This window comes from Parvimonas sp. C2 (assembly GCF_035282405.1).
Lineage (GTDB): Bacteria > Bacillota > Clostridia > Tissierellales > Peptoniphilaceae > Parvimonas.
The window spans coordinates 124378-150887 of record NZ_JAYKBP010000003.1 but is presented as its reverse complement, the minus strand read 5'-3'; the positions used below and the strand labels follow the sequence as shown (position 1 = coordinate 150887).

27 protein-coding genes are annotated in these 26510 nt (G+C 27.7%); 4 read left to right on the top strand and 23 right to left on the bottom strand.

The window, feature by feature from the left end; genetic code table 11:
• Positions 1 to 283: 283 nt before the first annotated feature.
• Both VJI95_RS06210 and VJI95_RS06205 read left to right on the top strand, forming a co-directional pair.
• Positions 284 to 979 carry a Crp/Fnr family transcriptional regulator gene (locus VJI95_RS06210; RefSeq protein ID WP_324000276.1) on the top strand — a complete coding sequence of 232 codons (696 nt, stop codon included), beginning with the start codon at positions 284 to 286 and terminating at the stop codon, positions 977 to 979.
• A gap of 12 nt (positions 980 to 991) precedes the next feature.
• On the top strand, positions 992 to 1792 hold the full coding sequence (locus VJI95_RS06205) for a CPBP family intramembrane glutamic endopeptidase (protein ID WP_324000275.1): 801 nt from the start codon (positions 992 to 994) through the stop codon (positions 1790 to 1792).
• A 125-nt stretch (positions 1793 to 1917) separates the two neighbouring features.
• Here the strand turns inward: VJI95_RS06205 and thrS are convergent, their stop codons facing one another.
• The 3 genes from thrS to VJI95_RS06190 all read right to left on the bottom strand — a co-directional run bounded on the left by thrS (position 1918) and on the right by VJI95_RS06190 (position 6054).
• On the bottom strand, positions 1918 to 3864 hold the full coding sequence (gene thrS, locus VJI95_RS06200) for a threonine--tRNA ligase (RefSeq protein ID WP_324010692.1): 1947 nt from the start codon (positions 3862 to 3864) through the stop codon (positions 1918 to 1920).
• 193 nt (positions 3865 to 4057) lie between these two features.
• The gene (hisS, locus tag VJI95_RS06195; RefSeq protein WP_324010680.1) at positions 4058 to 5359 is read right to left on the bottom strand and encodes a histidine--tRNA ligase; all 1302 of its coding nucleotides are present in this window, start codon (positions 5357 to 5359) and stop codon (positions 4058 to 4060) included.
• A gap of 2 nt (positions 5360 to 5361) precedes the next feature.
• Positions 5362 to 6054, bottom strand: coding sequence for a DUF6873 family GME fold protein (locus VJI95_RS06190; RefSeq protein WP_324010678.1), 693 nt, complete (start codon positions 6052 to 6054; stop codon positions 5362 to 5364).
• 118 nt (positions 6055 to 6172) lie between these two features.
• Here VJI95_RS06190 and mscL point away from each other — a divergent pair, with 118 nt between their 5' ends.
• Complete coding sequence (mscL, locus tag VJI95_RS06185) at positions 6173 to 6586, top strand: large-conductance mechanosensitive channel protein MscL (RefSeq protein WP_324010677.1); 414 nt, start codon at positions 6173 to 6175, stop codon at positions 6584 to 6586.
• Between the two features lie 414 nt (positions 6587 to 7000).
• Here mscL and VJI95_RS06180 read toward each other — a convergent pair whose 3' ends face one another.
• The 10 genes from VJI95_RS06180 to VJI95_RS06135 form a co-directional block, all read right to left on the bottom strand.
• Positions 7001 to 7165, bottom strand: a complete 165-nt coding sequence (locus VJI95_RS06180) for a hypothetical protein (protein ID WP_324010675.1) — start codon at positions 7163 to 7165, stop codon at positions 7001 to 7003.
• A 266-nt stretch (positions 7166 to 7431) separates the two neighbouring features.
• Positions 7432 to 8040 carry a class I SAM-dependent DNA methyltransferase gene (locus tag VJI95_RS06175; RefSeq protein WP_324010673.1) on the bottom strand — a complete coding sequence of 203 codons (609 nt, stop codon included), beginning with the start codon at positions 8038 to 8040 and terminating at the stop codon, positions 7432 to 7434.
• 30 nt (positions 8041 to 8070) lie between these two features.
• Entirely contained in the window at positions 8071 to 8559 is a 489-nt protein-coding gene (locus VJI95_RS06170) for a methyltransferase family protein (protein WP_324010671.1), read from the bottom strand.
• A gap of 10 nt (positions 8560 to 8569) precedes the next feature.
• Positions 8570 to 9064: a GNAT family N-acetyltransferase gene (locus tag VJI95_RS06165; RefSeq protein ID WP_324010669.1), complete on the bottom strand. Its 495-nt coding sequence runs from the start codon at positions 9062 to 9064 to the stop codon at positions 8570 to 8572.
• 207 nt (positions 9065 to 9271) lie between these two features.
• Entirely contained in the window at positions 9272 to 10807 is a 1536-nt protein-coding gene (rny, locus tag VJI95_RS06160; RefSeq protein ID WP_324010667.1) for a ribonuclease Y, read from the bottom strand.
• Positions 10808 to 11003: 196 nt separating this feature from the next.
• Complete coding sequence (locus VJI95_RS06155; RefSeq protein WP_324010665.1) at positions 11004 to 11603, bottom strand: molybdenum cofactor guanylyltransferase; 600 nt, start codon at positions 11601 to 11603, stop codon at positions 11004 to 11006.
• Positions 11600 to 12064 (bottom strand): aminoacyl-tRNA deacylase, encoded by a 465-nt coding sequence (locus VJI95_RS06150; RefSeq protein ID WP_324010663.1) that lies wholly within the window; start codon positions 12062 to 12064, stop codon positions 11600 to 11602. The genes VJI95_RS06155 and VJI95_RS06150 overlap by 4 nt, the downstream gene beginning before the upstream one ends.
• Positions 12051 to 12686 (bottom strand): uridine kinase, encoded by a 636-nt coding sequence (gene udk / locus VJI95_RS06145; protein ID WP_324010661.1) that lies wholly within the window; start codon positions 12684 to 12686, stop codon positions 12051 to 12053. Before udk ends, VJI95_RS06150 begins: the two co-directional genes overlap by 14 nt.
• 9 nt (positions 12687 to 12695) lie before the next feature.
• The gene (gene tyrS, locus VJI95_RS06140; protein WP_324010659.1) at positions 12696 to 13922 is read right to left on the bottom strand and encodes a tyrosine--tRNA ligase; all 1227 of its coding nucleotides are present in this window, start codon (positions 13920 to 13922) and stop codon (positions 12696 to 12698) included.
• 182 nt (positions 13923 to 14104) lie between these two features.
• A complete protein-coding gene (locus VJI95_RS06135) occupies positions 14105 to 14770 on the bottom strand; it encodes an MgtC/SapB family protein (protein WP_323999630.1) in 666 nt (221 codons plus the stop codon).
• Between the two features lie 202 nt (positions 14771 to 14972).
• On the opposite strand from VJI95_RS06135, the gene VJI95_RS06130 reads away from it, so the two are divergent.
• Entirely contained in the window at positions 14973 to 15359 is a 387-nt protein-coding gene (locus VJI95_RS06130; protein ID WP_324010657.1) for a hypothetical protein, read from the top strand.
• A 109-nt stretch (positions 15360 to 15468) separates the two neighbouring features.
• Here the strand turns inward: VJI95_RS06130 and VJI95_RS06125 are convergent, their stop codons facing one another.
• The 10 genes from VJI95_RS06125 to VJI95_RS06080 form a co-directional block, all read right to left on the bottom strand.
• Entirely contained in the window at positions 15469 to 17547 is a 2079-nt protein-coding gene (locus VJI95_RS06125) for a hypothetical protein (protein ID WP_324010656.1), read from the bottom strand.
• A 24-nt stretch (positions 17548 to 17571) separates the two neighbouring features.
• Entirely contained in the window at positions 17572 to 19320 is a 1749-nt protein-coding gene (gene pepF, locus VJI95_RS06120; protein WP_324010655.1) for an oligoendopeptidase F, read from the bottom strand.
• A 115-nt stretch (positions 19321 to 19435) separates the two neighbouring features.
• Positions 19436 to 19759 (bottom strand): DsrE family protein, encoded by a 324-nt coding sequence (locus VJI95_RS06115; protein WP_324010654.1) that lies wholly within the window; start codon positions 19757 to 19759, stop codon positions 19436 to 19438.
• A gap of 8 nt (positions 19760 to 19767) precedes the next feature.
• Positions 19768 to 21168 carry a peptidoglycan D,D-transpeptidase FtsI family protein gene (locus tag VJI95_RS06110; RefSeq protein ID WP_323999621.1) on the bottom strand — a complete coding sequence of 467 codons (1401 nt, stop codon included), beginning with the start codon at positions 21166 to 21168 and terminating at the stop codon, positions 19768 to 19770.
• Between the two features lie 9 nt (positions 21169 to 21177).
• Positions 21178 to 22437, bottom strand: coding sequence for an FtsW/RodA/SpoVE family cell cycle protein (locus VJI95_RS06105; RefSeq protein ID WP_324010648.1), 1260 nt, complete (start codon positions 22435 to 22437; stop codon positions 21178 to 21180).
• Complete coding sequence (locus VJI95_RS06100) at positions 22430 to 22936, bottom strand: FHA domain-containing protein (RefSeq protein WP_324010647.1); 507 nt, start codon at positions 22934 to 22936, stop codon at positions 22430 to 22432. The genes VJI95_RS06105 and VJI95_RS06100 overlap by 8 nt, the downstream gene beginning before the upstream one ends.
• Positions 22937 to 23128: 192 nt before the next feature.
• Positions 23129 to 24820 carry an ABC transporter ATP-binding protein gene (locus VJI95_RS06095; RefSeq protein ID WP_324010646.1) on the bottom strand — a complete coding sequence of 564 codons (1692 nt, stop codon included), beginning with the start codon at positions 24818 to 24820 and terminating at the stop codon, positions 23129 to 23131.
• 61 nt (positions 24821 to 24881) lie between these two features.
• The gene (locus tag VJI95_RS06090; protein ID WP_324010644.1) at positions 24882 to 25376 is read right to left on the bottom strand and encodes a hypothetical protein; all 495 of its coding nucleotides are present in this window, start codon (positions 25374 to 25376) and stop codon (positions 24882 to 24884) included.
• 168 nt (positions 25377 to 25544) lie between these two features.
• The gene (locus VJI95_RS06085; protein WP_324010642.1) at positions 25545 to 25709 is read right to left on the bottom strand and encodes a hypothetical protein; all 165 of its coding nucleotides are present in this window, start codon (positions 25707 to 25709) and stop codon (positions 25545 to 25547) included.
• Positions 25710 to 25766: 57 nt separating this feature from the next.
• Positions 25767 to 26510 carry a SagB/ThcOx family dehydrogenase gene (locus VJI95_RS06080; protein WP_324010641.1) on the bottom strand — a complete coding sequence of 248 codons (744 nt, stop codon included), beginning with the start codon at positions 26508 to 26510 and terminating at the stop codon, positions 25767 to 25769.

Below are 26510 nucleotides of genomic sequence, written 5' to 3'. Positions count from 1 at the left end.
TATTTCAACGAAAATTCAATAAAATAAAGTCATTTAAAATAATATACTTTTTTGATAGCGTTCTCAGTATAATTAAATTTCATAAAAACTCTATCTGTACTATTATAATAGCATAAATAGCAATCGATTGTCAATCGTTTTTCTAAAAATTTTTATGGTAAAAACTTTCAAATTAAACCATTATTAACTAAATTTTTTTCACAAACTTTATAATTTACTATTTATTTTTTGTCATTTTTATATTATAATATTATTGTACAATAATATTTAAGGAGGAATGTTAATGGAGAGTAAATTAGTTACATTATTAAGAAAAGTTTTAATCGATAAGACATTTGATTTAAAAACTGATAGAAGATTATATTCAGAATTCACTGTTCTTAAAGTTAAGAAAAAAACTGTTATAATCAAAGAAAATGACAAATTAGATTATTTATATTTGTTAGTTAGAGGAAGTGCCAATGTTGTTCACTTCACACCTGTTGGAGAGTTAATCGTCTTTAATCACATAACTAATACTTCCATATTTGGATTACTCGAATTTATGGATGACAAACATGATTTCTACAAGAGTGTTGCATTTTTTAAAGATACAAGACTTATTAGAATTCCTGTTGAAAGATTTGAAAAAGAAGCTGAGAGTATTGAACTTTTAAAAATTTACAATCACTTCTTGTTGGATTTTGCAAAACACTCAATTGCTACATTTGATTTAACAAAGAATTATGGTAGAAAGAAAAACTTAATTGAGTTTTTCTTATCAAAATGTGTTGATGTAGAATTCCCTGTTAGAATTACTTTGACTAAAAAAGTTATTTCAGACTACTTGAGGATTAATGAAAGAACAATGTACAGATATTTAAATGAATTACTTGATAGAAATTGTATTTCAAGAAAAACTGGTAAGATTATAATTTCTAAAGAAAATTATGATAATTTAGTTGAATATTCAAAAGAAAAAGGTGTTGATAGCGAATAATAGGTGAAAATAATGGATGATTCAATAGAAAATGTAAATTTATCAAGTCCTGAAATTAAAACAAAAAAATTTAATAAAAAATCTTTATTTTTAATTTTAAATTATTTTGTAACTCCAATTTTGATTTCAGTGGTACTTTTTTTAGCTTTAAATAATCAGACCATTTTTGAAAATTTGATGAATTTGCCGTCAGTATCAAAATTCTTTCAAGACAATCCATATTTATTGAAAGACGAAGAAGCATTTAAGAATTTCATTATAAGTGTAGTGAGTTCTATTGCAATACTTATTACATTTATAATAGGAGTTTTCTTAAGTAGAAATAGAAGTGATAGTATTTCAATAAGAAAATCTGAGAGAACTTTAATAAAGTTACTATTATTTGGAGTTGGACTTGGTATATTTATGATTTTATGGAATATCATAGTTTCATATTCATATCAGTTATTAGGACTAAATTTTAGAAGTGAAAATACTCAAGGTATTTTCAAATCTTTACAATATAATAAGATATTAATAGTAAATATGTTATTATCAGCTCCAATTGGAGAAGAAATTGCTTTTAAATATGGTATATTTACATTTTTCCATGAAATTTTTCAAGATAAAGGAATTTTTTTGAAAGTCATCATTCCATCGTTTATTTCAGCATTTATATTTGCTCTAATTCACGACGGATTGTATTTAGTTCCTTTGTATATAGTACCAAGCTTTATTGGTTGTTTAATATACAAAAAAACTAGATCTTTATTACCTTGTGTTTTCGGACACTTTTTAAATAATCTAATTGCGTTAATAATAATGTTTTGGTAAAATAAGAACCCCACCCTTCCACGATGTTTCGCATCGGGTGGGTTCCTGGGAACCTTGTTGTTTCACAATTAAAAAGCTATTGAAGTTTTGCTTCAATAGCTTTTTTGTTTAATATTGTATTTTAATTATTTTACAATTTTTGAATTTACTTCTTCCAAAATCATTTCAAGGAAAGCTTCAAATTTCATTGATCCTTTGTCCCCTTCTCCACGTTTTCTAACTGAAACAGTTCTTTCGTTTACTTCATTTTCTCCAACGATTAAACTATATGGAATTTTTGCAAGCTGTGCTTCTCTAATTTTTAATCCGATTTTTTCTGCTCTGTCATCCACAACTGCCCTTATATCTTTTTTAGCAAATTCTTTTTGTAATTCATTTGCATAGCTATTAAATTTATCCGAAATAGGTAAAATCTTTACTTGTTCAGGAGCTAACCAAGTTGGGAATGCTCCTTTATATTCTTCAATCAAGTAAGCTACAAATCTTTCCATTGTAGAAACAATTCCTCTGTGAATTACAACAGGTCTATGAGTGTTCTTTCCATCTTCTCCAACATAAGTTAAGTCAAATCTTTGTGGTAATAAGAAATCAAGCTGAATTGTAGAAAGAGTTTCTTCTAATCCGATTGCAGTTTTAACTTGAACGTCAAGTTTAGGACCATAGAAAGCAGCTTCTCCCTTTGCTTCAAAGTATTCATATCCTAAGTCATCCATTGCACTCTTAAGCATTGCTTCAGCATTATTCCACATTTCATCATCATCAAAGTATTTTTCTTTATTTTCAGGATCTCTGTAACTTAATCTAAATTTATAGTTCTTTATATCAAAATCTTCATAAACTGATTTCATCAAATTTACAACTCTTGTAAATTCATCTTTAATTTGATCCGGACGAACAAAGATATGAGCATCATTTAAAGTCATCTCTCTAACTCTTTGTAATCCTGAAAGTGTTCCACTCATTTCATAACGGTGCATCATTCCGAGTTCAGCAATTCTTATAGGAAATTCTTTATAACTATGAACATCATTATTGTAAATTTCCATATGATGTGGACAGTTCATCGGTCTTAAAACCAACATTTCTCCATTTCCTAAGTCCATTGGTGGAAACATACTATCTTGATAGTGATCCCAGTGGCCTGAAGTTTTATACAAGTCAACATTTGCAAGAATTGGAGTGTAAACATGTTCATATCCACATTCGATTTCTTTATCAACTATATATCTTTCAACTACACGTCTAATTGTAGCTCCTTTCGGTAACCAGAATGGAAGACCTGAACCTACATTTTGGCTAATCATAAATATTCCCAATTCTTTACCAATTTTTCTATGATCTCTTTGCTTTGCGTCTTCTAAAAATTCAAGATATTCATCCAAATCTTTTTTCTTTTCAAAACTGATACCATAAATTCTTTGTAGCATTTTATTTTTTTCGCTACCTCTCCAATAAGCCCCTGCAATGCTTAAAAGCTTAACAGCTTTTATCTTTTTAACATCAACAAGATGTGGTCCTCTACAAAGGTCAGTAAAATCTCCTAATTCGTAGAAAGAAAGTTCAGCATCTTTGTCAAATCCTTCAATTAAGTCAATTTTATAGTCTTGTCCTTTTTCAGCAAAATATTTTAAAGCAAAGTCTCTATCAACTTCTTTTCTATCAACAGAGAAGCCTTCCTTAATTATTTTCTTCATTTCTGCTTCAATTTTCTCTAAATCTTCTGGTGTGAATTTGTGTTCTGAGTCTAAGTCATAATAAAATCCGTTGTCTATTGCAGGGCCTATTCCAAATTTTGTATCCGGAAATAGTCTTTGAATAGCAAGAGCCATAACGTGACTTGATGTATGCCAAAAAATTTCTTTTCCCTCTTTATCTTCAAATTTTACAAATTTAACTGTACAATTTTCTTTTAATGTTTCGCTTAAACCTTTTATAATATCATCATTAACAACAGCACCTAAAACATTTCTTGCAAAACCCTCTGAAATGCTAATTGCAACATCTAAAATCTTTACCCCTTTTTCAAATTCATGAATAGACCCGTCAGGGAATGTAACTTTAATCATTTCTATATTATCCTCCTATAAAAAAAGAGCCTCATCCCTACAAAACTGTAGGGACGATGACTCGTGGTTCCACCCTAATTACTTCTTAATTAAATAAAAGACTCCGTAATAGTTTTCGGTAAATAGCATTCTTAAATGAAATTCCAGCCACGTTTCATCCTCTCTTAAAGCGCTTAAGTCCTACTCGTTACTTCAACGTCTATATTAACTTTAACAATCCTTCAAAATCAACAGTTGATTGTTCTCCAGTCTTTAAATCTTTGACAGTGTAAGTATTATTTTCTTTTTCGTCCTCACCGACTATGATTATATAAGGAATATTTAATTTGTCCGCATAAGATATTTTTTTCTTCATCTTTGCGTCTTCAAAATATATTTGTATTATTTTACCACTATTTTCAAATTTATTCAATAGTTTTATAGCATAATCATAACAATTTTCCATTGGAATAATTAAAGCATCAATGCTATTAGTCTTAATTTCTTTAAATAAATTTTTATCAAGTAGTTGATAAAATAATCTTGTAAGTCCGATAGAAATACCAACTCCCGGTAAAATCTGACTTGTATAATTACTTGCCAAATCGTCATATCTTCCACCTGAACAAACACTTCCAAGTTGTCTATAATTTTCTAAAAATGTTTCGTAAACAGTTCCGGTATAATAATCAAGACCTCTTGTAATAGTCAGATTAATCTTTATACAATCCTCTGGAATTCCAAAAAGTTTCATACAATCATAAACTTCTTTAAGTTCTTCAACACCCTTTTCAAAAAGTTCATTAGAAATTCCTAATGAATTTAGTTTTTCTATAATTTTCTCATTACTTCCTGAAATCTTTATAAATTCAATGATTTTTTCTAAACTATTATCATCAAGTCCTGTATTTTTAAGTTCTTCTACAACTTTTTCAAAACCGATTTTTTCAATCTTGTCGATTATTCGAAGCATATCAGCTTTATTGTCTATACCCAGATTTTCAAAAAGTCCATTAATAATTTTTAAATTACTAAAATTAATCGCAAATTTTTCATTAATAATTTTTGAAAAAATTTCATAAATAATATAAGGAAGCTCTGCATCATTTTTGATATCAAGTTTTCCATTCCCAATAACGTCAATATCGCATTGATAAAATTCCTTATATCTTCCCTTTTGATTTCTTTCTCCACGATAAACTTTACCTATATGATATCTTCTAAAAGGAAAATTTAAGTCGCTAAAATATTGAGCAACATATCTTGCCAAAGGCACAGTAAGATCAAATCTTAAAGAAATGTCCTTGCTTTCGGAGTCGATTTTAAAAATTTGTTTTGTAGTTTCTCCGCCACCCTTAGCCAAAAGAATTTCATTCTTTTCAAAAATTGGCGTATCTATTGGTAAAAAACCACGTTTTTTAAAAGTATCTTCAATTATATTTTTAACATTGTCAAACAAAATTTGTTCATTTGGTAAAAGTTCCATTGTACCAACAACATTGCTCGGTTTAATAAATCCCATAATTACCTCCAGAGTGAAATAATTCCACCTAAATCAACAAAAGTTTCATCTTTAGGATAGAGTATTTTCACATTTTCTTCATCAGCTATGCGTTTAATTATATCATAATCTCTATATTTTGTCACATCACCATAAAATAATAAAATATCATCAAAAATGAAACCACAAGTTCCTCCAATAAATCCTTTTTTATATCCATTTAAAACAATTCCCTCAGTTGTAACGAGTTCAACATTGATATTTTGAGCTTTTAAAGTCTTATATACACCCTCATCGCTTGTTATTATATGATTTTCAAAACAAATCATACTACAATTTGAATACCCTTGATTTATTTTTATATATTTTCTTTTTAATTTAAGATTTTCAAAAATTTCTTTTGTGGTAAATTTTTCGTTATGAAAAAAATATTTACTATTTTTTGCTATGTTTAAAACTGTTTCTCCGTTTTTAAAGTATGATACATCTATCTTTTTTAAATTAAATTCACTCAAATACTCTCTGTAATAGTTATAAACAGATTTTTCTATATAAATATCATCATCGATTTTTAAAATACTTAAATCAACATGGTCATTATAATTTCTATTAAATTTTTCATTATTTAAACTTTTTATATATTTAATATTTTCATTTTCTAACAGTTCTAGAAATTTTGCACTAGCGCAGTTACTAACTATAATTTTTTGTAACATATTAATCTCCTAAATGATTAAAATACTTAAAATTGGGTACTAACAAACTGAATGATTTTAATGTACTTATATTTTATTATAACACATTTTATCATATTTTATTTATAGGAGGAAGTTTATGTTAAAAGAATTTAAAGAATTTGCCATGAAAGGTAATGTAATGGACTTGGCAGTCGGTGTAATTATAGGTGGAGCATTTGGAAAAATCGTTACATCCTTAGTAAATGACGTTTTAATGCCATTAATTTCAATTTTAACAGGTGGAATTAATTTTTCAGATCTAAAAATTGTCTTAAAAGCGGCAGATAAGTCTAAAGAAATTGCAGAAGTTGCTTTTAAATATGGTGCATTTATTCAAAATGTTATTGATTTTTTAATTATCGCATTCTGTATATTTATGATGGTAAAAGCTATGAATAAGTTAAGCAGAAAGAAAGAAGAAGTAGTTGAAGAAGCTCCAGCTGGTCCAACTCAAGAAGAAATCTTAACAGACATTAAGAATATCTTAAATGATATTAAAGAAAAAAACTAAATTAGATGAAATTTAAAAATCCAAGTTGTCAATTCAACTTGGATTTTTAATTGTGAAACAACAAGGTTCCCAGGCACCCTCCCTATGCATAGCTTTGTGAACGGATAGGGTTCTTATTGCGAAGCAACAAGGTTCCCGGGCACACGCCCGATGCATAGCTTTGTGAACGGATAGGGTTCTTATTGCGAAGCAACAAGGTTCCCGGGTACCCGCCCGATGCATAGCTTTGTGAATGGATAGGGTTCTTATTGCGAAGCAACAAGGTTCCCGGGTACCCGCCCGATGCATAGCTTTGTGAACGGATAGGGTTCTTATTGCGAAGCAACAAGGTTCCCGGGCACCCGCCCGATGCATAGCATCGTGGATGGGTGGGGTTCTTATTATCTTTTTACCTTACTTATTAAATTTTATTTTCTATATAATCTTAAGCAAACTAAATATTGAAAACATAATCAAAGCTATTACTACACCTGTTCTGACAGCATTTTTAACTTTAATATCTTTCAAAAATATACTTGAAATTAAAACAACCACATTAACAATCAAAAAAAACACTTTAACTTTATATTTTAAATCCATCTATTCAACCTCCTTAAAATATAGACTAAATATGTCATATACAGCTATCTGTTATAACTTTATTATACTACCACTTTTTTTGTATGTCAATAGTTTTTATGAAAAAATTTACAAATTAAATAAATTTTATTAAAATTATATATAACGATGAAATATTTTTTCAACCTATTAAAGATTTTGGAGTGGTACATTAACTATTTTACAACAACTCCTTTTAAATCCAAAAAGCCGAGTTGCAAATACAACTCGACTTTTTTATGCTTACTTTATTTTTCACATATTCCTTCCATTAAGAAAATTCTAAAATCAATTTCCTTGCTTCTTCCATTCCATAAAATCTCATAATTTTTCGGAATGAATCCAGCTCTAATAAAATGATTTTCCATTTCTTCTCTTGAAAAACCATCATGCCCGTCGAAATTTGGAAAATCTTTATGGAAGTCAGGAGAAACAGTATCTAAATCCATTATAATTATTTTCCCATTCTCTTTCAAATGCTCTCTTAACAATTTAAGCTCTGCATCCACATCTACAATATGATGAAAAGCAGTTAAACTGTAAATTATATCGTATTTTTCATTTGAATTTTCTAAAAATTTTTCATCATTTATACTGATATTTTCTATTTTCATCTCATTTATTCTCTTCAAAGACTCTTCTCTCATCCTTAGAGATGAATCTATACAATCAATATGTTTTAAATCCTTTGAAAGCAAAGTTGCAAGAAGTCCATCTCCTGAACCAATTTCAAGAGCTTTTTTCTCTTTTAGATTTTCTCCCAAATACTTAAACATTTTTTCGTATATGGTAAAAGTTCTATTTTTTCTCTCTTTCGTATTCCAAACTTTAGCAACCTCATCAAAATAATTACTCATACTACCCCCTAAATTTATATGATAAGTTAATTAAGATTTCCTAGAAAACCATGGGATACATCTATTTGTCCTTTTACAATATTCAAGATACTCCTCTCCAAAAATATCTTTAAGCCATCTTTCTTCTGTCTTTTTCACTAAAAAAGTTAAAAGAATCCAATAAAGTGGAATTGTAATTAAAAAATATAAATTATTGAAAAGAAAACAAATTCCCCAACAAAGAAACATAAAAGCTGAATAAATCGGATTTCTTACAACCGAAAAAACTCCCGTAGTTACCAATTTTAGTTCCTTTATATTCGTAGAAATTCTTGAATTAATAACTGCAGAAACCCACAGTCCAATACCTATAATTATACATAAAATACCTATAATTATAAAAGGAGTTTTTAAAAAAGAAATTTCTCCATTTTTAAAATAACCCTTATTTTGTAAAAATATTAAAATACTTGTTACAATCAGTATAATACCCACATATATTGGTCCAATTCCTAAAACTGATAACTTTTCTCTTTTCATAATTTACTCCTTAAAATTTAGGAAATCTAAAATAATAGTAATCATTTCCTTCCATAAAATCAGTTTTTATAAAACTTCTATTAACATAAAACTTTTCAGCTCTGTAATTATCTTTATGAACCCCTAATGCAATAGGTCTTATTCCATATTCTTCATAACATTTAGAAATGACTTTTTCTAAAATATAGGAACCTATCCCACGACCTCTATATCTTTTATCGATAATAAATCCCATAAGTCTATAGAAAGGCTCTTTTTTCATTATTTCAGGGTCTGTACTCCATTCAATAGCTTCCCATAACAATATAATACCTATATATTTTTCATTATATTTAATTGCATAAGTATGACCTATACAATTATGTTCTATTCCATATTTCGTTATTTCCAAAATTACATCTAACGAATCTACAAAATCTTCACTAATATCATCTCTTAAAATATTTTTTAAAAATCGTGAATTATCTTCACTTACATACTCAATATTTATATTTTCTTTTATCATAATTAACTCCTTGATTATATTATTTATGAAAACTAAAAATTGATTATAAATCAATATAAATATATCACAATTGCAAAACTATATCAATATTAAATTAATAACTAAATGTATCGTAGATACATAAATAAATGTAAAAACTTTCAATTTTTTTGCATAAAAAAAGAATGCCTATATTTCTATAAACATTCTTGTTTTCAAATTTAAAAACTATTTAGCGTAGTCAACAATTCTTGTTTCCCTAATTAAATTAACTTTAATTGTTCCAGGATACTCAAGTTCTTCTTGTATTTTCTTAATAATTTCTTTTGAAGTTAATAACATTTTATCTTCGTCAATAACTTCCGGTTTAACCAATACTCTTATTTCACGTCCTGCTTGAATTGCAAAAGATTTTTCAATTCCGTCAAATGAATTTGCAATTGCTTCCAGATTTTCCAAACGCTTAATATAATTTTCAACAGATTCGCGTCTTGCACCAGGTTTTGCAGCTGAAATAGCATCTCCTGCTTGAACCAAAAGTGCTTCAACAGTTGAAGGTTCAACATCATTGTGATGTGCTTCAATACAATGGATAACTTCACGTTTTTCTTTATATTTTTTAGCCATTTGAACGCCTAACTCAACGTGATTTCCTTCCATTTCGTGATCTATAGCCTTACCTATATCATGTAATAGACCACCTCTTTTGGCAATCTTAACATCAGCTCCAATATCAGCAGCTATCATCCCTGCCATATGTGCAACTTCTATTGAATGTTTTAAAACATTTTGTCCATAAGAAGTTCTGTACTTTAATCTTCCTAAAAGTTTTACAAGTTCAGGATGTAATCCATGAATATTAGTTTGATCACAAGCATCTTCTCCTGCAATTCTAATACTATTTTCAACTTCCTGTCTTGATTTTTCAATCATTTCTTCAATTCTTGTTGGATGAATTCTTCCGTCGTTAATCAATTTTTCAAGAGAAAGTCTTGCAATCTCTCTTCTAACCGGATCAAAAGAAGATAAAACAACAGCTTCCGGAGTATCGTCAATAATTAAATCTACTCCTGTCAAACTTTCAAATGTTCTTATATTTCTTCCTTCTCTACCTATAATTCTACCCTTCATTTCATCATTAGGTAAAGTTACAACACTAACTGTAGATTCTGCAACATGATCTGCTGCGTATCTTTGAATAGCTGTTCCAATAATATATCTGGCATTTTTTTCTGCATTATCTTTCGCATTCTGTTCTATTTCTCTTATGATATTTGCAGCATCTTTTATACTTTCCTGTCTAACTTCTTCAAGTATAATTTCTTTAGCTTCTTCAGATGATATATTGGCAACTCTTTCAAGTTCTTCTTTTTGCTTTTCAACTAATTTTTCAATTTCAGTTTCTTTAACTTCTAAAGCCTTTAATTCTTTATTTAAACGTTCATTTTTCTTATCTAAATTCTCATTTTTCTTATCTAAATTTTCTTCTTTAGTAATCAAACGACGTTCCAATTTTTGAATTTCATTTCTTCTCTCTCTGTTTTCCTTATCGCTTTCTTGCTTAATTCTATGAGCTTCTTCTTTAGCTTCAACTAATTTTTCTTTTTTCTTAGTTTCAGCCTCTTTAATAGCATCTTCAACAATTTTTTTAGCATGATTTTCGGCACCATTTATAAGTTTTTCAGAAGTAAATCTTCTAAAAACATATCCAACAACCACTCCTACGATTAAAAAAACAGGCATTAATAAAAATTCCATTGGCATTAGTTTCACACCTCCTTTTATTAAATTTTCAAGTTACAATTATCAAATTATTATTCCTTAAAATTAAAAGTGATTTCTCACAATTAATATTTTACAACTTTTTTAGTATTTTGTCAATTTAACAAATTGTATTAAAAATGTATTAATTTTAATAATATATTTTCATTAAATCAAAAAATGACGGCATAAACCGTCATTAATCTTTTTTTATGACCAATAATTTCTTTTTAAATTCTTCCAATTCCTTTATAGTATTTAAGTTTTCAAATATATTTTTCTTATCAAAAATTTTCCAATTTTCATATTTTAAAAATTTAAAATTACTATCTTCAATAAATCTTACAAATTTTCTATTATCTTTTATCAATTCTTCTCTTAAATTTTCTTTTAAAGAATTTTTGTAAATTCCATTCATTGGTAATATTTTTCCTTCTTCCGAAAGACAAACTAATCCGTCAAAATTTACATCCAATTTTGAAATCAAAAATTTAATGAATTTTTCATCCATATTAGGCATATCACATGCTGTCAAAAAAGAAAATTCACTATTAGAATAACAAAGTCCACTATGAAGTCCAGCCATTGGACCTTTCTTGTAAAAAATATCCCTAACAACTCTAACTTTTAAATCTTTGTAATGCTCTTTATTATTTGAAATGACAACTATATCATCAAAAATATTTTTCAGGACTTCTATTGAATTGTGAATTAAATATTTTTCTTCTATATCTATATATTCTTTAGGAAAAGTCATTCTTGTGGAATTTCCACCTGCAAGTATAATACAATTTATCATTGTTCTGCCACCAAATCAGTAAAATCCACATCACAAAAGTTTGCAAATTCAACAGGATTTACTATAATTGAATTTCTAACCTTACCTGCACTTACAAGAAATTTTTCCATATTCTTTGCAGTTTCATCAAAAACAGTTTTAAATTTTGTCTTCATGCCAACAGGACTACATCCACCATGAACATAACCCGTTAAAGGCTCTAAGTCTTTTTGTAAAATCATTCTAATACTCTTTAGTTTTAAAAATTTACTTGCCTTTTTTAAATCCAAATGAGCATCAATCGGAATAACACAGACATAATGATTTTTATCGCTTCCTTCTAGAACAAGTGTTTTAAAACAAATATTTCTGTCAATTCCAATTTCTTCAAATTCTTTGTCTTCTTCTCTAACTACAAATTCATATTTTATTTTTTTACTATCTAAAATTCTACATACATTTGTCTTACTATTTTTTTTCATTTTTATCCAAAAAAGTCTTTAAATGTTGAACCAACATCTGTATTGCTGGAGTATTTTCTCCCCCACGAGGAATAATTATATCAGCATGTTTTTTGCTCGGCTCAATAAATTCTTCATGCATTGGTTTAACCGTATTTTGATATTGAGTTAAAATACTTTCAAGACTTCTTCCTCTCTTTTTTGTATCTCTTAAAATTCTTCTAATAAGTCTTTCATCGGCATCGGCATCTACATAAACCTTTAAGTCCATAAGCTCTCTAAGTTTTGGATCTTCCAAAATTAAAATACCTTCAATTATTATTACAGGCTTTGGATATACTCTTAAAGTTTCTTTGCTTCTAGTATGCATTGTATAATCATAAATCGGTAAATCTACAGCTTTACCAGATTTTAAAATCTTTATATCCTCAATAAGTTTAGAAGTTTCAAAAGACTTCGGATGGTCATAGTTTAACTTTGCCCTTTCTTCTAAAGTCTTGTCATCATTTGCCCAATAATAAAAATCATGGCTAATCATAACTATTTCGTCTTTAAATTGTTCTTTCAACTTTTCAACAATAGTGGTCTTGCCAGAGGCAGAGCCTCCTGCAATCCCTACAACATAAATATCTTCTTTTTTCATCAAAAACTCCTATAAAGCAATTACTCTATGATATATTTTTTTACCTTTTTTAATAACAATTTCTTCTAAATTAAGAGAAACTTTTGTATTTGTATCTGTAATTTTTTCTCCATTTAAAGAAATTCCGCCTTGTTCTATAAGTCTTCTAGCTTCTCCATTAGACTTTGAAAGTTTACAAGTTCTGATTAAATCTAAAATTCCTATTTCTTCATTTTCAAAATCTGATTTTTTTATTTCAGTTGAAGGCATATTTTCATCTAAAAGTTCTCCACTAAATAATGCTCTAGCTGTTTCCAATGCTTTTTGTGCCTTTTCTTCTCCGTGAATAATCTTAGTTACTTCAAAAGCTAAAATTTCTTTAGCTTCATTAATTTTTTCATCCTTATATTTCCCTAATTCTCTACATTTTTCAGTTGGTAAGAAAGTTAGCATTAGTAAGAATTTTTCAACATCTCTATCATCAACATTTCTCATATATTGGAAAAGTTCATAAGGAGAAGTTTTTTCTTCATCTAACCAAACAGCTCCCTTTTGGGATTTGCCCATTTTAACACCATCAGCAGTTGTTAAAAGTTTAAAAGTCATCGCATAAACTTTATCTTGTTCAAGTTTTCTAACAAGGTCATATCCACCGAGAATATTACTCCATTGATCAGAACCACCTAATTGTAATTTACAACCATGTTTTCTGTAAAGGTACAAGAAATCATAACTTTGCATTAACATATATGAAAATTCAAAGAATGTAAGACCCTTTTCCATTCTATTTTTATAAGCATCACAAGTTAACATTTTATTTACACTAAAATGCACTCCAACTTCTTTCATAAATTTTATAAAATTTAAGTCTAAAAGCCAATCCTTATTGTTTTCTATTATAGCATTACCATCTGAAAAATCTACAAATCTTGAAAGTTGTTCAAAAAATCTTTGTGCGTTATAATTAATTTGTTCTTCAGTCATTACCATTCTCATATCACTTCTTCCTGAAGGGTCTCCTATCATTGTAGTTCCACCACCCAAAAGTGCAATTGGAATATGACCATAGTTTTGCATTCTCTTCATAACCATAATTTGAATAAAATGTCCGATTGTCAAGCTATCTGCTGTTGCATCAAAACCTACATAAAACTTTACTCTTTCCTTAGACAATAACTCTTTTAATTCTTCTTCATAAGTAGCTTGTTCAAAATATCCTCTATCGACAAGCTCTTCAAAAATATTCTTGTATTCCATAAAACCTCCTATAAAAAAAGACCTAAAACTGTGAAAGGACGACTTATCGTGGTACCACCTTTCTTCGCATAGGCCTCATATTGTTTAAGCACAATTACTTTTGAGCTCCTGTGTTGTAAGCACAATCAACGCCCAGTATTAAATATTGAAATAATTATATAAAAAATAGTCAAAAAAGTCAACTACATTTCTATCTTCTTAACTCTCTCATCATCAAAAATTAAATCTTCTAAATGTTCTCTTTCAAAATCTAAAGGAACAACAGTATGAAATTTAACTATCACAGATTTACTTTTCTTTAGGATTTCTACATTTTGAATTTCAAGTTTAAATCTTTCTAAACAATTTCTAATTTCTCTAATGGTATTAAAACTATCTTCTAAACCTATCTCAAATGTTATAGTCAAATGATCCTTATTTAGAAAAGTATCTTTATGCATTAAAATTTGAACAATTACAATTAAAAGAGTTCCAAAAACCGCAACTGCATAAAGTCCTGCTCCCATGGCAAGTCCAATTCCGGCAGTAGCCCAAACTCCTGCAGCAGTCGTAAGTCCATTTACAGCATTATTTTTTATAAAAATAAGTCCTGCTCCTAAAAATCCAATCCCAGAGACAACTTGAGCTGCAACACGAGCCGCATCGTATTCATCTACATCAAAAAATCCATATTTAGAAACTATAATCATAAGTGCAGATGCCAATGCAACTATTGCATGAGTTCTAATACCCGCTTCTTTATTTCTACTCTTTCTTTCAAAACCGATTATTGCTCCCATAGAGGTTGCAAGAATCATTTTTATCAAAAATTCTAAATTTTGATAAATTATTCCCATATCAATATTCATATAATTCTCCTAACTGAGTTTTACTAATTTAACTATATATTCTACTAAAAAATTCTCTTTTCATTATTAAACTAATATACTATTATCTTATAATTATATCATATTTTCACAAAAATTATTAGTCTTTTATTTATTATTTTTTATGATATAATTAGTTTATAGTACAAAAGCACTAAATATAATATTGAAGGTGTTCAATAACATGAAAAAATTTTTAAAAAGATGTTTTATTATTACTTTAGTTACTTTAATTTTTTGCTCTTGTTCAGCAAAAGGAGTAAAAATAGAACAGCTAAGCGGTAAATCTTTCGTCTCAAAAGAAAAGGCATTTACCATTGAAAAAACTAAGGATGGTGAAAGTTCATCAGATTCAAAAAAATATCACTTAGTTATGTATGAGAAAATAAACTCTGGTGCTGGTTATATGATATATGAAAATGCAAAAATATCTAAAAAAGATGAAAAAGAATTTATTACAGCTGATAATTTGGATATGGATTTGGAAATAATAAATGACAAAATAATAAAAGATACAAAAAACAATCTTGAATATAAAGAATCTGATAAACAAGATTTAAATTCCAATTGAGAATTAATTAAATAAAAATCACAGACAATTAATAAATTAAAGCTCATCTAATTTTACTTAGATGAGCTTTTTGCTTACTTCTGAAATTGTATCAACTTGATTTGTATTTTTATCTTGCAATCATATCTTTTGATATATCAACACTTTTTATATTATTTCTCGTAATTGTTCTTGTGGTAAAACCCCAAATGTTACTGTACCAATTTTTCTTTTGTTTATCATAGATAAAATGGAATCCTACTCTAGATTCTACAGGAGTTATTGATGACAGTTGTGGTGGTTTACCGTTTTTAGGATAAGTTGTTTCTTGAACTAATAAATGTCCACCTATATACATTTCATAAGTATCCCCATATTCTCTTATATCGAAAGAATTAAGATCAAATTCCATTGAAGGATAACCTCCAACATATTCTCTTCCACTATTTATCAATGATTCCACTCTTCTTTTTTCAACTTGTAAAGATGGATCTATCATTGTAGTTAATAAACTTGCATCTTTTTTCCCTCTTGATTGAACATCTTCTCTTAATAATTCAATAGTTCTGGCGATTGCAACATTCAAAAGTCTTTTATCTGCAAGAGGTGTACTTACATTTATTTTTCTTTCTCCCTGATAAGTAACTCCTTCAGAAATTGTATATCCCCAAGGCATTTTAGTTACAACTTTTAAAATGTCCCCTTTCTTTATATTTGTTCCTGATAATTTGTTAAATTCTTTTACAGTTAATTCTGTATTTTTATCATTTACAAACAAAATACTATTTTCATCTCTTGTTACAATTTTAAATGAACTTTCTTTTGAATTCGTATCAAGTTTTTCAACTTCGTTGGCTAATTGGTAGTCAGTTCCAGCTCCATAAGAAACAGTTTTAACAGTTGACTTTTCATCATAGAAAAGAGAAAATTCTTCTTTTAATTTTACATTGTTATCATAATAAAAAACTGTATACTTTCCTGGAAATAGCTCATATTCTTTATCTGAAACGGCCTCTTCTTTACCATTTAACAAAATAGAAGTTTGTACCTCTTCATTTTTTTCTACTTTCAACTTTATCGGATCTAAATGAATTTTATAATCATCAAAAAGCCCTAAAACTTTTCCACTTTTTTGAAGTCTAACAGGTCTATCGCTCTTATAGTTTTCATCCTTTTTCAAATTTTCAGCATCTTCTTTAAGCCACTTTTTAATTGTAGCTAACTTTGTTTCGTCTTCTTCAAACATAGATATAAGATATTCTGCCTGTTCTTTATCTATAACTTTTCCGTTGAAAACAAAGTTTGAAGTATAAAATCCGATTTTTTTAGACTCAACTCCTGATAGAATACTTGGAAGTTTAACTCCAAGAGAGTGATATGCTTTAAGTCCAAAGAAACCAACTACTGACATTGCCAAAAGCATTGTAAATGTAAAAAGTATCTTTAAAATCTTTGGAACTTTTGGCATATCATATTTATTTACTTCTTTTTTATCTTTATTTTCTTTTGGTTTTGAACTTTCCTTAGTTTTAGGATTTTCCTTGGGCTTAGAGTCTTCCTTTGATTTTAAGGTTTCGTCAGCCTTCTCAGTTTCTTTTGGCTTTTTGGCTTCTTTTTGTTCAGTACTTTCTACTGAATTTTGAGAAATTTCTTTTTCTGGAATTTCTTTCTCTTCACTCTCAGTATTTTCTAAAACTTCTAGTTTTTTTTCTTTATTTTTCCCCTTATTTTTATGTTTAGAGGATTTGCTTCCTCTACGACGTCTTTCATGTAGAGGAACAACATTTCCATAAATAAGTTGAAGTCTTTGTGTTTCAGTTAAAATTTCATCTTCTTCGTCATCGTCTTTATTTTGTTCTTTGTCTTTGTCTTTATTTTCTTCGTTATTTTCTTCTTTATTCTCTTTTTCTTTTTCAGCCTCTGAATTTGTTTTTGATTTTTCTTCATCAGTTGAAAAAGTATGGTCTTCCACTTCTGAATTGATAAGATTTGATTTGAAATCTAAGTCTTCAACTTTATCGGCTTCTTGAATTTTATCAGCCTCTTTTTCTTTAGTGGATTCGAGAACAACTTCTTCAGAAATTTCTTTTTCGGAATAATCTTCTCTCCATTGAGAATAGTCGGATAAAATAGACTTATCAAATCCTCCCTCTGAAAAATTTGAAGAATTTTTTTCAATTTTATTCTTTTTTTTCTTTTTCTTAGACACGAAAAAAACCCTCCTTAAATCTTTCTACGCTTCTAATTCTTTTTCAAGTTCATCAACCAAGCCTTTGAAAACATCAAGAGCTTTATTTATAGAATTTTTATCTTCCATATCTATTCCTGCTGATCTTAATTGTTCTATCGGTTGATGCCTACATCCGTCCTTCAAAAAGTTTCTATAGCTCTTTAATGCTTCCTTATCTCCTTTAATAACTCTGCTTGATAAGAAACTTGCAGCACAGAAACTTGTTGCATATTTATATACGTAGAAATTAGTGTAGAAATGAGGAATTCTTGCCCATAAATAACTAGCTAAATCACTCTTTTCAACATTTTCTCCGTAATATTTGTCATTTAATTTGCTCATAATACTTGTGAAATCATCGGCAGTTAAAGCGTTCCCAGCTTCAACTTCTAAATGTGTATTCTTTTCAAATTCAGCAAACATAGTTTGTCTAAATACCGTTCCGATAAACATATTGATATAATAGTTTAAAATATAAATCTTTTCTTGTTTATCTTTAACATTTTTCAACATATAGTCTAATAGAGTTAATTCATTAAAAGTTGATGCAACTTCTGCAACAAAAATCTTATATTGTGCATATAAATAGTCGTTATCTGATTTTGAATAATAACTATGCATTGAATGTCCAAATTCATGAGCTAATGTAAACATACTGTCTAAAGTATCAGTATAATTCATCAAGATATATGGGTCTGTATCATAACTTCCCCATGAATATGCTCCACCAGCTTTTCCCTCTCTTGGATAAACGTCAACCCAACAATCATCAAAACCTCTATTTAAAACTTCAATATAATCTTCTCCCAAAGGTTTAAGACCTTCAGTTATTAATTCTCTAGCTTTTTCATAAGGATATTTTTGATTAAATTCTTTTTCTAAATTGATAGAAACATCCCACATATATTGTTTATCTTTCTTTAACGCTTTCTTTCTCAATCCATAATATTTATGAAGAGACGGCAAATATTCTTCTATACTTTCTATCAATGAGTCATAAACTGTTTCAGGTACACAATCTTGGAATAATTCCATATATCTAGCTGAAGGATAATTCTTAACCTTAGCAAGTATTGTTAAGTTCTTAATCGCACTATATAAAGTTGTAGCATAAGTATTTTTAAACTTTGAAATAGTTCCATACATTTTATCAAATGCTTCTTTTCTTACTTCTTCATTTTCATCTAAAAGAAAAGTATTGAAATTTGCAGGAGTCAATTTTTCCTCATCTTTGCTCTCAATTTTACCATAATCCATATCAGCAAAACTTAACATATAAAATGAATTTTGACCTGTTCCCATCATTTCACTACAATTTGCAAGAAGTTTTTCTTCATCTGCACTTAAAGTGTGAGGTTTTAGTCTTAAAATATTTTCAAAATGTACTCTATATTTTTCGTTATCTTCCTCTTTGTAAAAGTTTTCTAATTCTTCATCGGATAAATTCATTAAGAAAGGATCGAAAAATGCCATAGCAGAACCTGCTCTTGTTCCCAAAGAATTTACTTCCAAAGCTAGTTTTTGAGATTCGGGAACCCTACTGTCCTCATCCCTTTTCATATATGAATAAGTAAATAATTTTTCCAAAAGTCTATTTGCATTTTCAGATAAATCCATAATATTTTTTAAGTTTTTAATAGATTTTTCTTCTTTTACAAGTTTTTCAATAAATTCATCACAAAGTTTTATCTCTGCTCTAGCTTCATCAGAATTCTTGTAAATCTTTTCCAAAGACCAATTATATTTTCCCATCATGCCCTCCAAATAAAAAAATTAAAATTTCACACATTAATTTTACCATTTTTTTCACTTTTTATCAATATTATTATAAAAAAAGAATGTTTGCACATTCTTTTTCAAATAAATTTTATTCTATTGTATATTCAATCCAACCCTCAGATTTCCTCTTAATTACTTCTCCAATTCCTGCTGACACTATTTGAATATTTTTTTGCGCATAATTTGGTTTTAATCCGTTTAGAGCATTTTTACAGAGTTTAACTTGTAAACTTTCGTCTTTAAAAAACTCATCTTCTTCTAAAAAATGTGTAACAACATTACCTGCACAAACAATTTCTATTTCGCAAGTATCACCCATTTCTTCACAATATTTTCTGTAATTTATAATTTTTGCTTTTAATTTATCTATAAGTTTTAATCTTTCAATTCTAAATAGTACTTTATAATTCATACCTACTCCTAATATCCAAGTTCTATTGCTTTATTTACAAGTTTTTTTACAAGAGGAATCATTTCAAGTGCTAATTTATTTTCCTCTTCAAAAAATGCTGTACAAACAATTTTAGGATTATCTGCTGGATAAAAAACTGTTACCCAAGAGTGAATTTTATCCTTTGTTTTTTCGGCAGTTCCTGTCTTACCAGCAACTTTTTTTCCTTTTACAAATCCAACGAAATTCTTATCTCCTGAGGATTTCAAATAATCTTTCATAGCATCCATTATTTTTTTATCAGCAACTTTTGATAAAACTTCAGGTGTAGTCTTTTCGATTACTTTCCCATTAGGATCTAAAATTTCACTTACAATATGAGGTTTCATCATATTTCCACCATTAGCAATTGCACTTGTATACATTGCGACATGCAATGGAGTAACCAAGTCTTTACCTTGTCCAAATGCTGCAGTTCCAAGTTCCAAAGCAGTAGTTTTTTCATTATATGGAATTGGAGAAATGGCAGTTTTTAACTCAAAAGGAATTTCTTGACCAAACATAAATCTTTTACTTATATCAATCATTGAATCAACACCAATTTTTTGTACTTGATCAGCAAAATAAGTGTTTGATGATTTTACCAAAGCTTTTCTCAAATCTATATTTCCATTAGCTTCCTTAGCATAGTTATTTATTTTGTAATGGTCAATAGTTGTTGACCCCTTATCATTGTAATTCAAATCTTTTCCACTGAGTTTTTCAAGTAATGCTGTTCCTGTTATTAATTTATAAACAGACCCGGGTGTGAAAAGTCCGGATGTACTTCTCGCTAAAAGTGGTGCATTTTCTTCATCTGCAATAATATTTGACCAATTGGATTCTATTGTATTTGGATCAAAAGTTGGTCTATCAGCCATTGCTATTATTGAACCAGTTTGTGGATTCATCAAAATCATTGACCCCTTATGTCCTTCTAAAAGAGAAAGTGCATATTTTTGTAATTCAGTATTTGTAGTCAATTTTACTGAATTTCCCTCTTTTTGGTCAACTAAGATTTTCTTTAACTCTGCAATAGGAGTTTTATCCTGTTTATTTAAAAGGGTTGTATTAAATTTCTTCTCAATTCCAGTCTTTCCGTATTTTTTACTATTATATCCGACAATATGAGCATAGGCTTCCCCATAAGGAAAATATCTAAATTTATCTCCCTTTTCATCGGTTTTAGTTTCCGCTAAAATATTTCCTTCAGAATCTAAAATATTTCCTCTTTTTAATTTATTATCATCAACCCAATTTCTTTTATTATCTTCAGAGTTTTTAAGTTTATCCGCTTTTGCAACTTGAAAATAAGTCATATATCCAAGAATTAAAATAAACAATAAACTTATAAATGTTAAAACTCTTTTATATCTTTTTGTTTCAATCATATTATCCTCCTATATATTTTCTTCAGAGGCATACTGTAAAATTCCCAAAGCAATAAAACTTGAAAGAATTGAAGAACCTCCATAACTGACAAAAGGAATTGTAATTCCTGTTAGTGGAATAAGTTTTAAAATTCCTCCGAACATTATCAATGACTGAAAAGCGAAAATTAATGAAAGACAAAAAGCTACATATTTGTAGAATTTATTATGTTGTGCCATAGATGTTTTTAAGCCTCTGTATGTTAAGATTAAGAACAACATAACTACTCCCATTCCCATTAAAATTCCCATTTCTTCACAAATACTTGCAAATATATAATCACTTTCTGCAAAAGGAATATAATCCGGTCTTCCAAGTCCGAGACCTCTACCGAAAAATCCACCACTTGCAATTGCATAGAAACCTTGAATTATTTGATAGCCCATTCCATCTGCATATTTAAAAGGATCAAGCCAAATTTTTACTCTGACCTTAACATGCTTAAACAAAATATATCCCAAAATAGCTCCAAAAGAAAGAACTAAAAGATTAATTAAAATATATTTTCTATGAGGTTCGTACATATATTGTGCAAAGATAAAAACTCCTGAAAACACAAGTACTGTACCTAAGTCTTTTTGTAAAAATAGAAAGCCTAAAAATGTGTAGAAAAAGAAATGTAAACTATATTTTTTAAAAACATCTCTTTCAAACTTTTCTCTATTTTTATAAAAAGCAGCAATAAGGAAAACAAAAGCAATCTTTATAAGCTCAGATGGTTGGAAAGCAAAATTTTTCCCCAATCTTATCCAGTTTTTTGCCCCATTAATTCTACTGCCCAACAGGAATGTTGCAATAAATAAAAGATATGAAATTCCAGCATAAAAATAATACATTTTGCTCCAGATTCTTATATATTTTAAAATTAAATATATAACCCAAAAGGCTACAATTCCAATACAAAACCAAATAATTTGTCTATATGCCAATTTATTATTCAGCCTGTAAATTTCTAAAATTCCAATAGAAAAAAGCATATTTGCAATAAGCATTATATAATAATCGCCCCTAGTAAACTTTTGTACCAATTTCCCTGAAATATATACAAAACCAATCAAAGCAATCATAAAATACAACTTAGTTTTGTCAAAATTTGCAAAATCCCTAGCCATGATTAGAAATAATCCTAAAATTTGAAAGAATAACAAAAGTCCTTGAATACTCTTTGTGCTTACATGGGAATTTACAGTTAAAGTTCTAAATCTTGACATTAATTTTTTACTAATCATCATCAACTTCCTCATCTACAAATAAGAACTCAATTCGACCAACATCAATCAAATCCTTATCTTTAAGTTCAATGGCCTCTGTAATTGCTTCCCCATTAAGCAAAGTTCCATTTGCAGAACCTAAATCTTCAATATAATAAATTCCATCTTCTTTAATAATTCTCATATGTTTTTTAGAAATAAATTTATCATTTATTACAATATCATTAGAATCTCCACGACCCAAAGTTGTCTCATTATTTATATAATAATGTTCGTGAACTTTAAAAGGCAGACTTTCCTTTCTGTTTATAAGTTTTAAATAGGTATTAGAAATTTCACTCATTTCACTTGTTGTGCTAATATCAAAATATATCATTTTTATTATATTATATATAAAATAATAGATAATAATTACAAAAATATATTTAAAAATAATTGCCATTAAATCATATAGCTTTAAATTTCCAAAGGTTTCAACCGAAAAAATACCCTCTAAAATATCAAAAATTTTATCCATATATCCTCCGCTTTTTATGTTAAAATCCTAATTAACTAGTTTTTATTTTACCATAAATACAAAAAGTAGTCAAAAATTTTCTAAAACTCATCTATCATAATTTAAAAGATACAATTATTATATAAAAAAATTGAGAAGATTATCTCTTCTCAACCTATTATTGCTAAACGATTACTCTCCTAAAGTCTAAATTTATCTTAATTTATTTGATAAATCTAAAACTTTATCTGTATTATCTGAAATAACGCTATCATGAGTTATAATTATTATTATTTTATCTTCTTTAATTTCATTCAAATATTCAATGAATTTCTTTCTTGTTTTAAAATCTAGTGCAGATGTTGGTTCGTCAAACACCATAACTTTAGGATTTTTATAAAGAACTTTTAAAATTGCTATCTTTTGTTTTTCTCCTCCTGATAAATTAGTATTCTTCTCATCTATAATAAAAGATAATGTATTTTCTTCAATAAATTTATACATATTTAACACCTGTAAATACTTATACAAAGATTTATTATCAACACTCATATTTTCATTAAATGTAATATTATATAAAATACTATTATTTAATAACAAAGGTTCTTGTTCTGCAATACCAATTAAATTTCTTCTTACATCAATCATATCAATTTCACTTATGTCTATCTCATTATAATATATTTTGCCTTTATACTCATCTGTAAAAAGTCCAATAATCAAATTAATGATAGTAGATTTTCCTGAACCGTTTTCTCCAATTATAGAATATATATTTCCCTTTTCAAATTTATAATTAAAATTAGTAAATATATATTCAGATATGTTCTTTTCTATATCTACGAATTCTTCAAGCAGTTTTGCATTTTTGCATTTATAATTATCATAACTAAAGGACAAATCTTTAATATCTATACTATAGATATCGTCAAGTTTCATATTTCCATTTCTTTCTTCATCAAATTGTAAAATATTATTTATTCTATTGTATGAGCTAAGTACATATTGATATCCTGCTCCTAAAGAAAAAAAATAACCACTAGAGTCTAATATCATGTTAAAATAACTACTAAAAATAGTAAACATTCCTACAGTAAACTTCCCGTCAATAACTTGAATCCCCCCTACTACAAATAATGTAATTTGAGCAAACGTAGAAACAATACTATCCAAACTATTATATATATAATTAGCTCTTTGACTATTAATAGCTACTTTTCTATAATCAAAAAAACTATCATCAGCTCTATTATTTATCTCCCTTTGAACAGAATCTAATTTAATGAGTTTAATATACTTTAATTGTTCGTATAAATTATTAAAAAAATTAGCTTGACTCTCCCTAAAAGCATATCCAGCTTTGTAAAGATAATCTTTTATTTTAAAATAAATTATGATGTAAGCTAATATGAATCCTAACATCATATAAGTAATCAAAGCATTCATCCTTAACAACAAAATAAAAGGAAGTATCAACATTATTAAGTTTGTAACAAATCCTTCAATAGTATCCAAACAAAAAGAAATAACAGCAGAAGAATCTTCATTAACTCTTTGATTAAGATATATTCCATTTTTATGATTAATAAATGATAACGATAGTCTCTGAATATGTTTAATTATATTAATATTTAAATGATATCCCATTTTTGTTTGCATCTTTACATATATCATTGAAGAAATATAATCTCTCAACATTCTTATTAAATTTAAACTTCCAAAAATAATACAAAATTTAAATATAATTCCTAAGTTCGCACCTTTTATTAAATAATCCACAAAATTCCCTAAAATATATGGAGATAAAATTTTTATAGATACTGCTAATAAAGCTAAAAATATATATAAAGTAACTCTGTACTTGTCAGATACTATATATTTTTTACAAAACTTAAATATTCTCATATCTTCTCCTAATAATTTCTATAATTATATAATAAATAAAAAATACAAATCATCAAAACTTTTAATCTTCATCAAATTCTCCTCTTAAATTACGAAGAACCCACATCCCATCACTTGAATAATTTCCAATTGTCATCGGTATAATTGTTCCTAAAAATTGAAATAAGTTAGAATAAAACAAGAAATTAACACACCATCGAAGAAAATTATTTGTTCCAAAATCAATATTTTGTAAACATATCCAAAGTAATATTACAAAAAATAAATTCACAAAAAATCCACCACTACATAGCATTATAGAACTTAGTTTATTGTATCCTTTTGTAATATTACAACGAGCATAACCACAAAGCATATTTAGATAAATAGTAAATCTTCCAATTCTTATGAGTTTAAAGTTTCCTATTCCTAAATCGACAGTCCAATTATTTTCTCTATAGAATAAAACATACATAACCACATGTCCCATCTCATGAAAGAATATAGTAATAAACATTAATAACCAAACAACCGGTAGCATAATTAATCCCTTTAATAATAAAAATAATATATCCATAATAATCCTTTTTTTATAAAAATAACATTGGAAATAAGGTGATAACATATAGTATCACCTTATTTCAATATTTTTAACAAATTAAATTTTTTTCTACAAAATGAAAAACTGTATTACTAAAATTTAATCTTCTCTTTCTAAATATAGCTTATTTTTGTCTATATTTAACTACTTTTTTTTATTTGAACTCCAACAACAACAGCAACAACAAGCATAACATCCAGGATGATCTCTATCCTTTGATTTATCCTTACCAAACATTGCAGTAGCAGCTTTAGAAGATAAATCTTTTTCTGAAGTCCAATTTAAATTGATAAGTTCCTTGTTTTTCATTTTTTTCACCTCCTTACTAAAACTATCATAATAAACAAGCCTTAACAAAAAAACAATTTAATCTACATTCCCAACAAAAAATGCCAAAAACGTATTCTCCTCTTCACTATTAAGACCTATTAAATTATCTATAACTTCATCATTTACTGAACTCGCACCAAGTTCTACCACTCCCAAGCCAAGAAATTCTGATACAAGATATAAATTCTGACTCATATGTCCTGCATCTAAAAGTATAAACCTATAACCTCTATCTCCATATTTCTCCATAGTCCTTTCGAAAATCATAGAAAAGAATATTACACAAGGACAATTAACTTCAAATGGTTGATTTTTATATAAATCATCTACTTCTTTTTTAAAATTTCCCTTTTTTATAAGCTCCAAAGAATTATCATATACATTATAATGAAAAATTCCATTTACTAAATTTTCAGAATTTAAAATTAAAACATAAACTTCTATTGGATATCTTGCTCCAGCACTAGCATAAGTCCTAAATTGTATATCCTCAAATTCATTATCTCTATTCCCAAAACTATATCTTAAAAGTTTTGATAATTTTTCTAAATTAATTCCTGTATTTTCCCAAGTTCTGATACTTTTTCTTGACAGTAATATCTTTATAAATTCACTTTTTTCAAATTTGTTTTTTTTACAAAATTTATCCAACATTATCTTTTTAGCACTTGGATAGATTTTATACTGCATTCTTTTATCATAAGGAAGAATATCTCCAATTTTCTGTGAATTTATATGATATTCAAATGCTAAATCTTTTTTATCTTTATAACCGTTCAT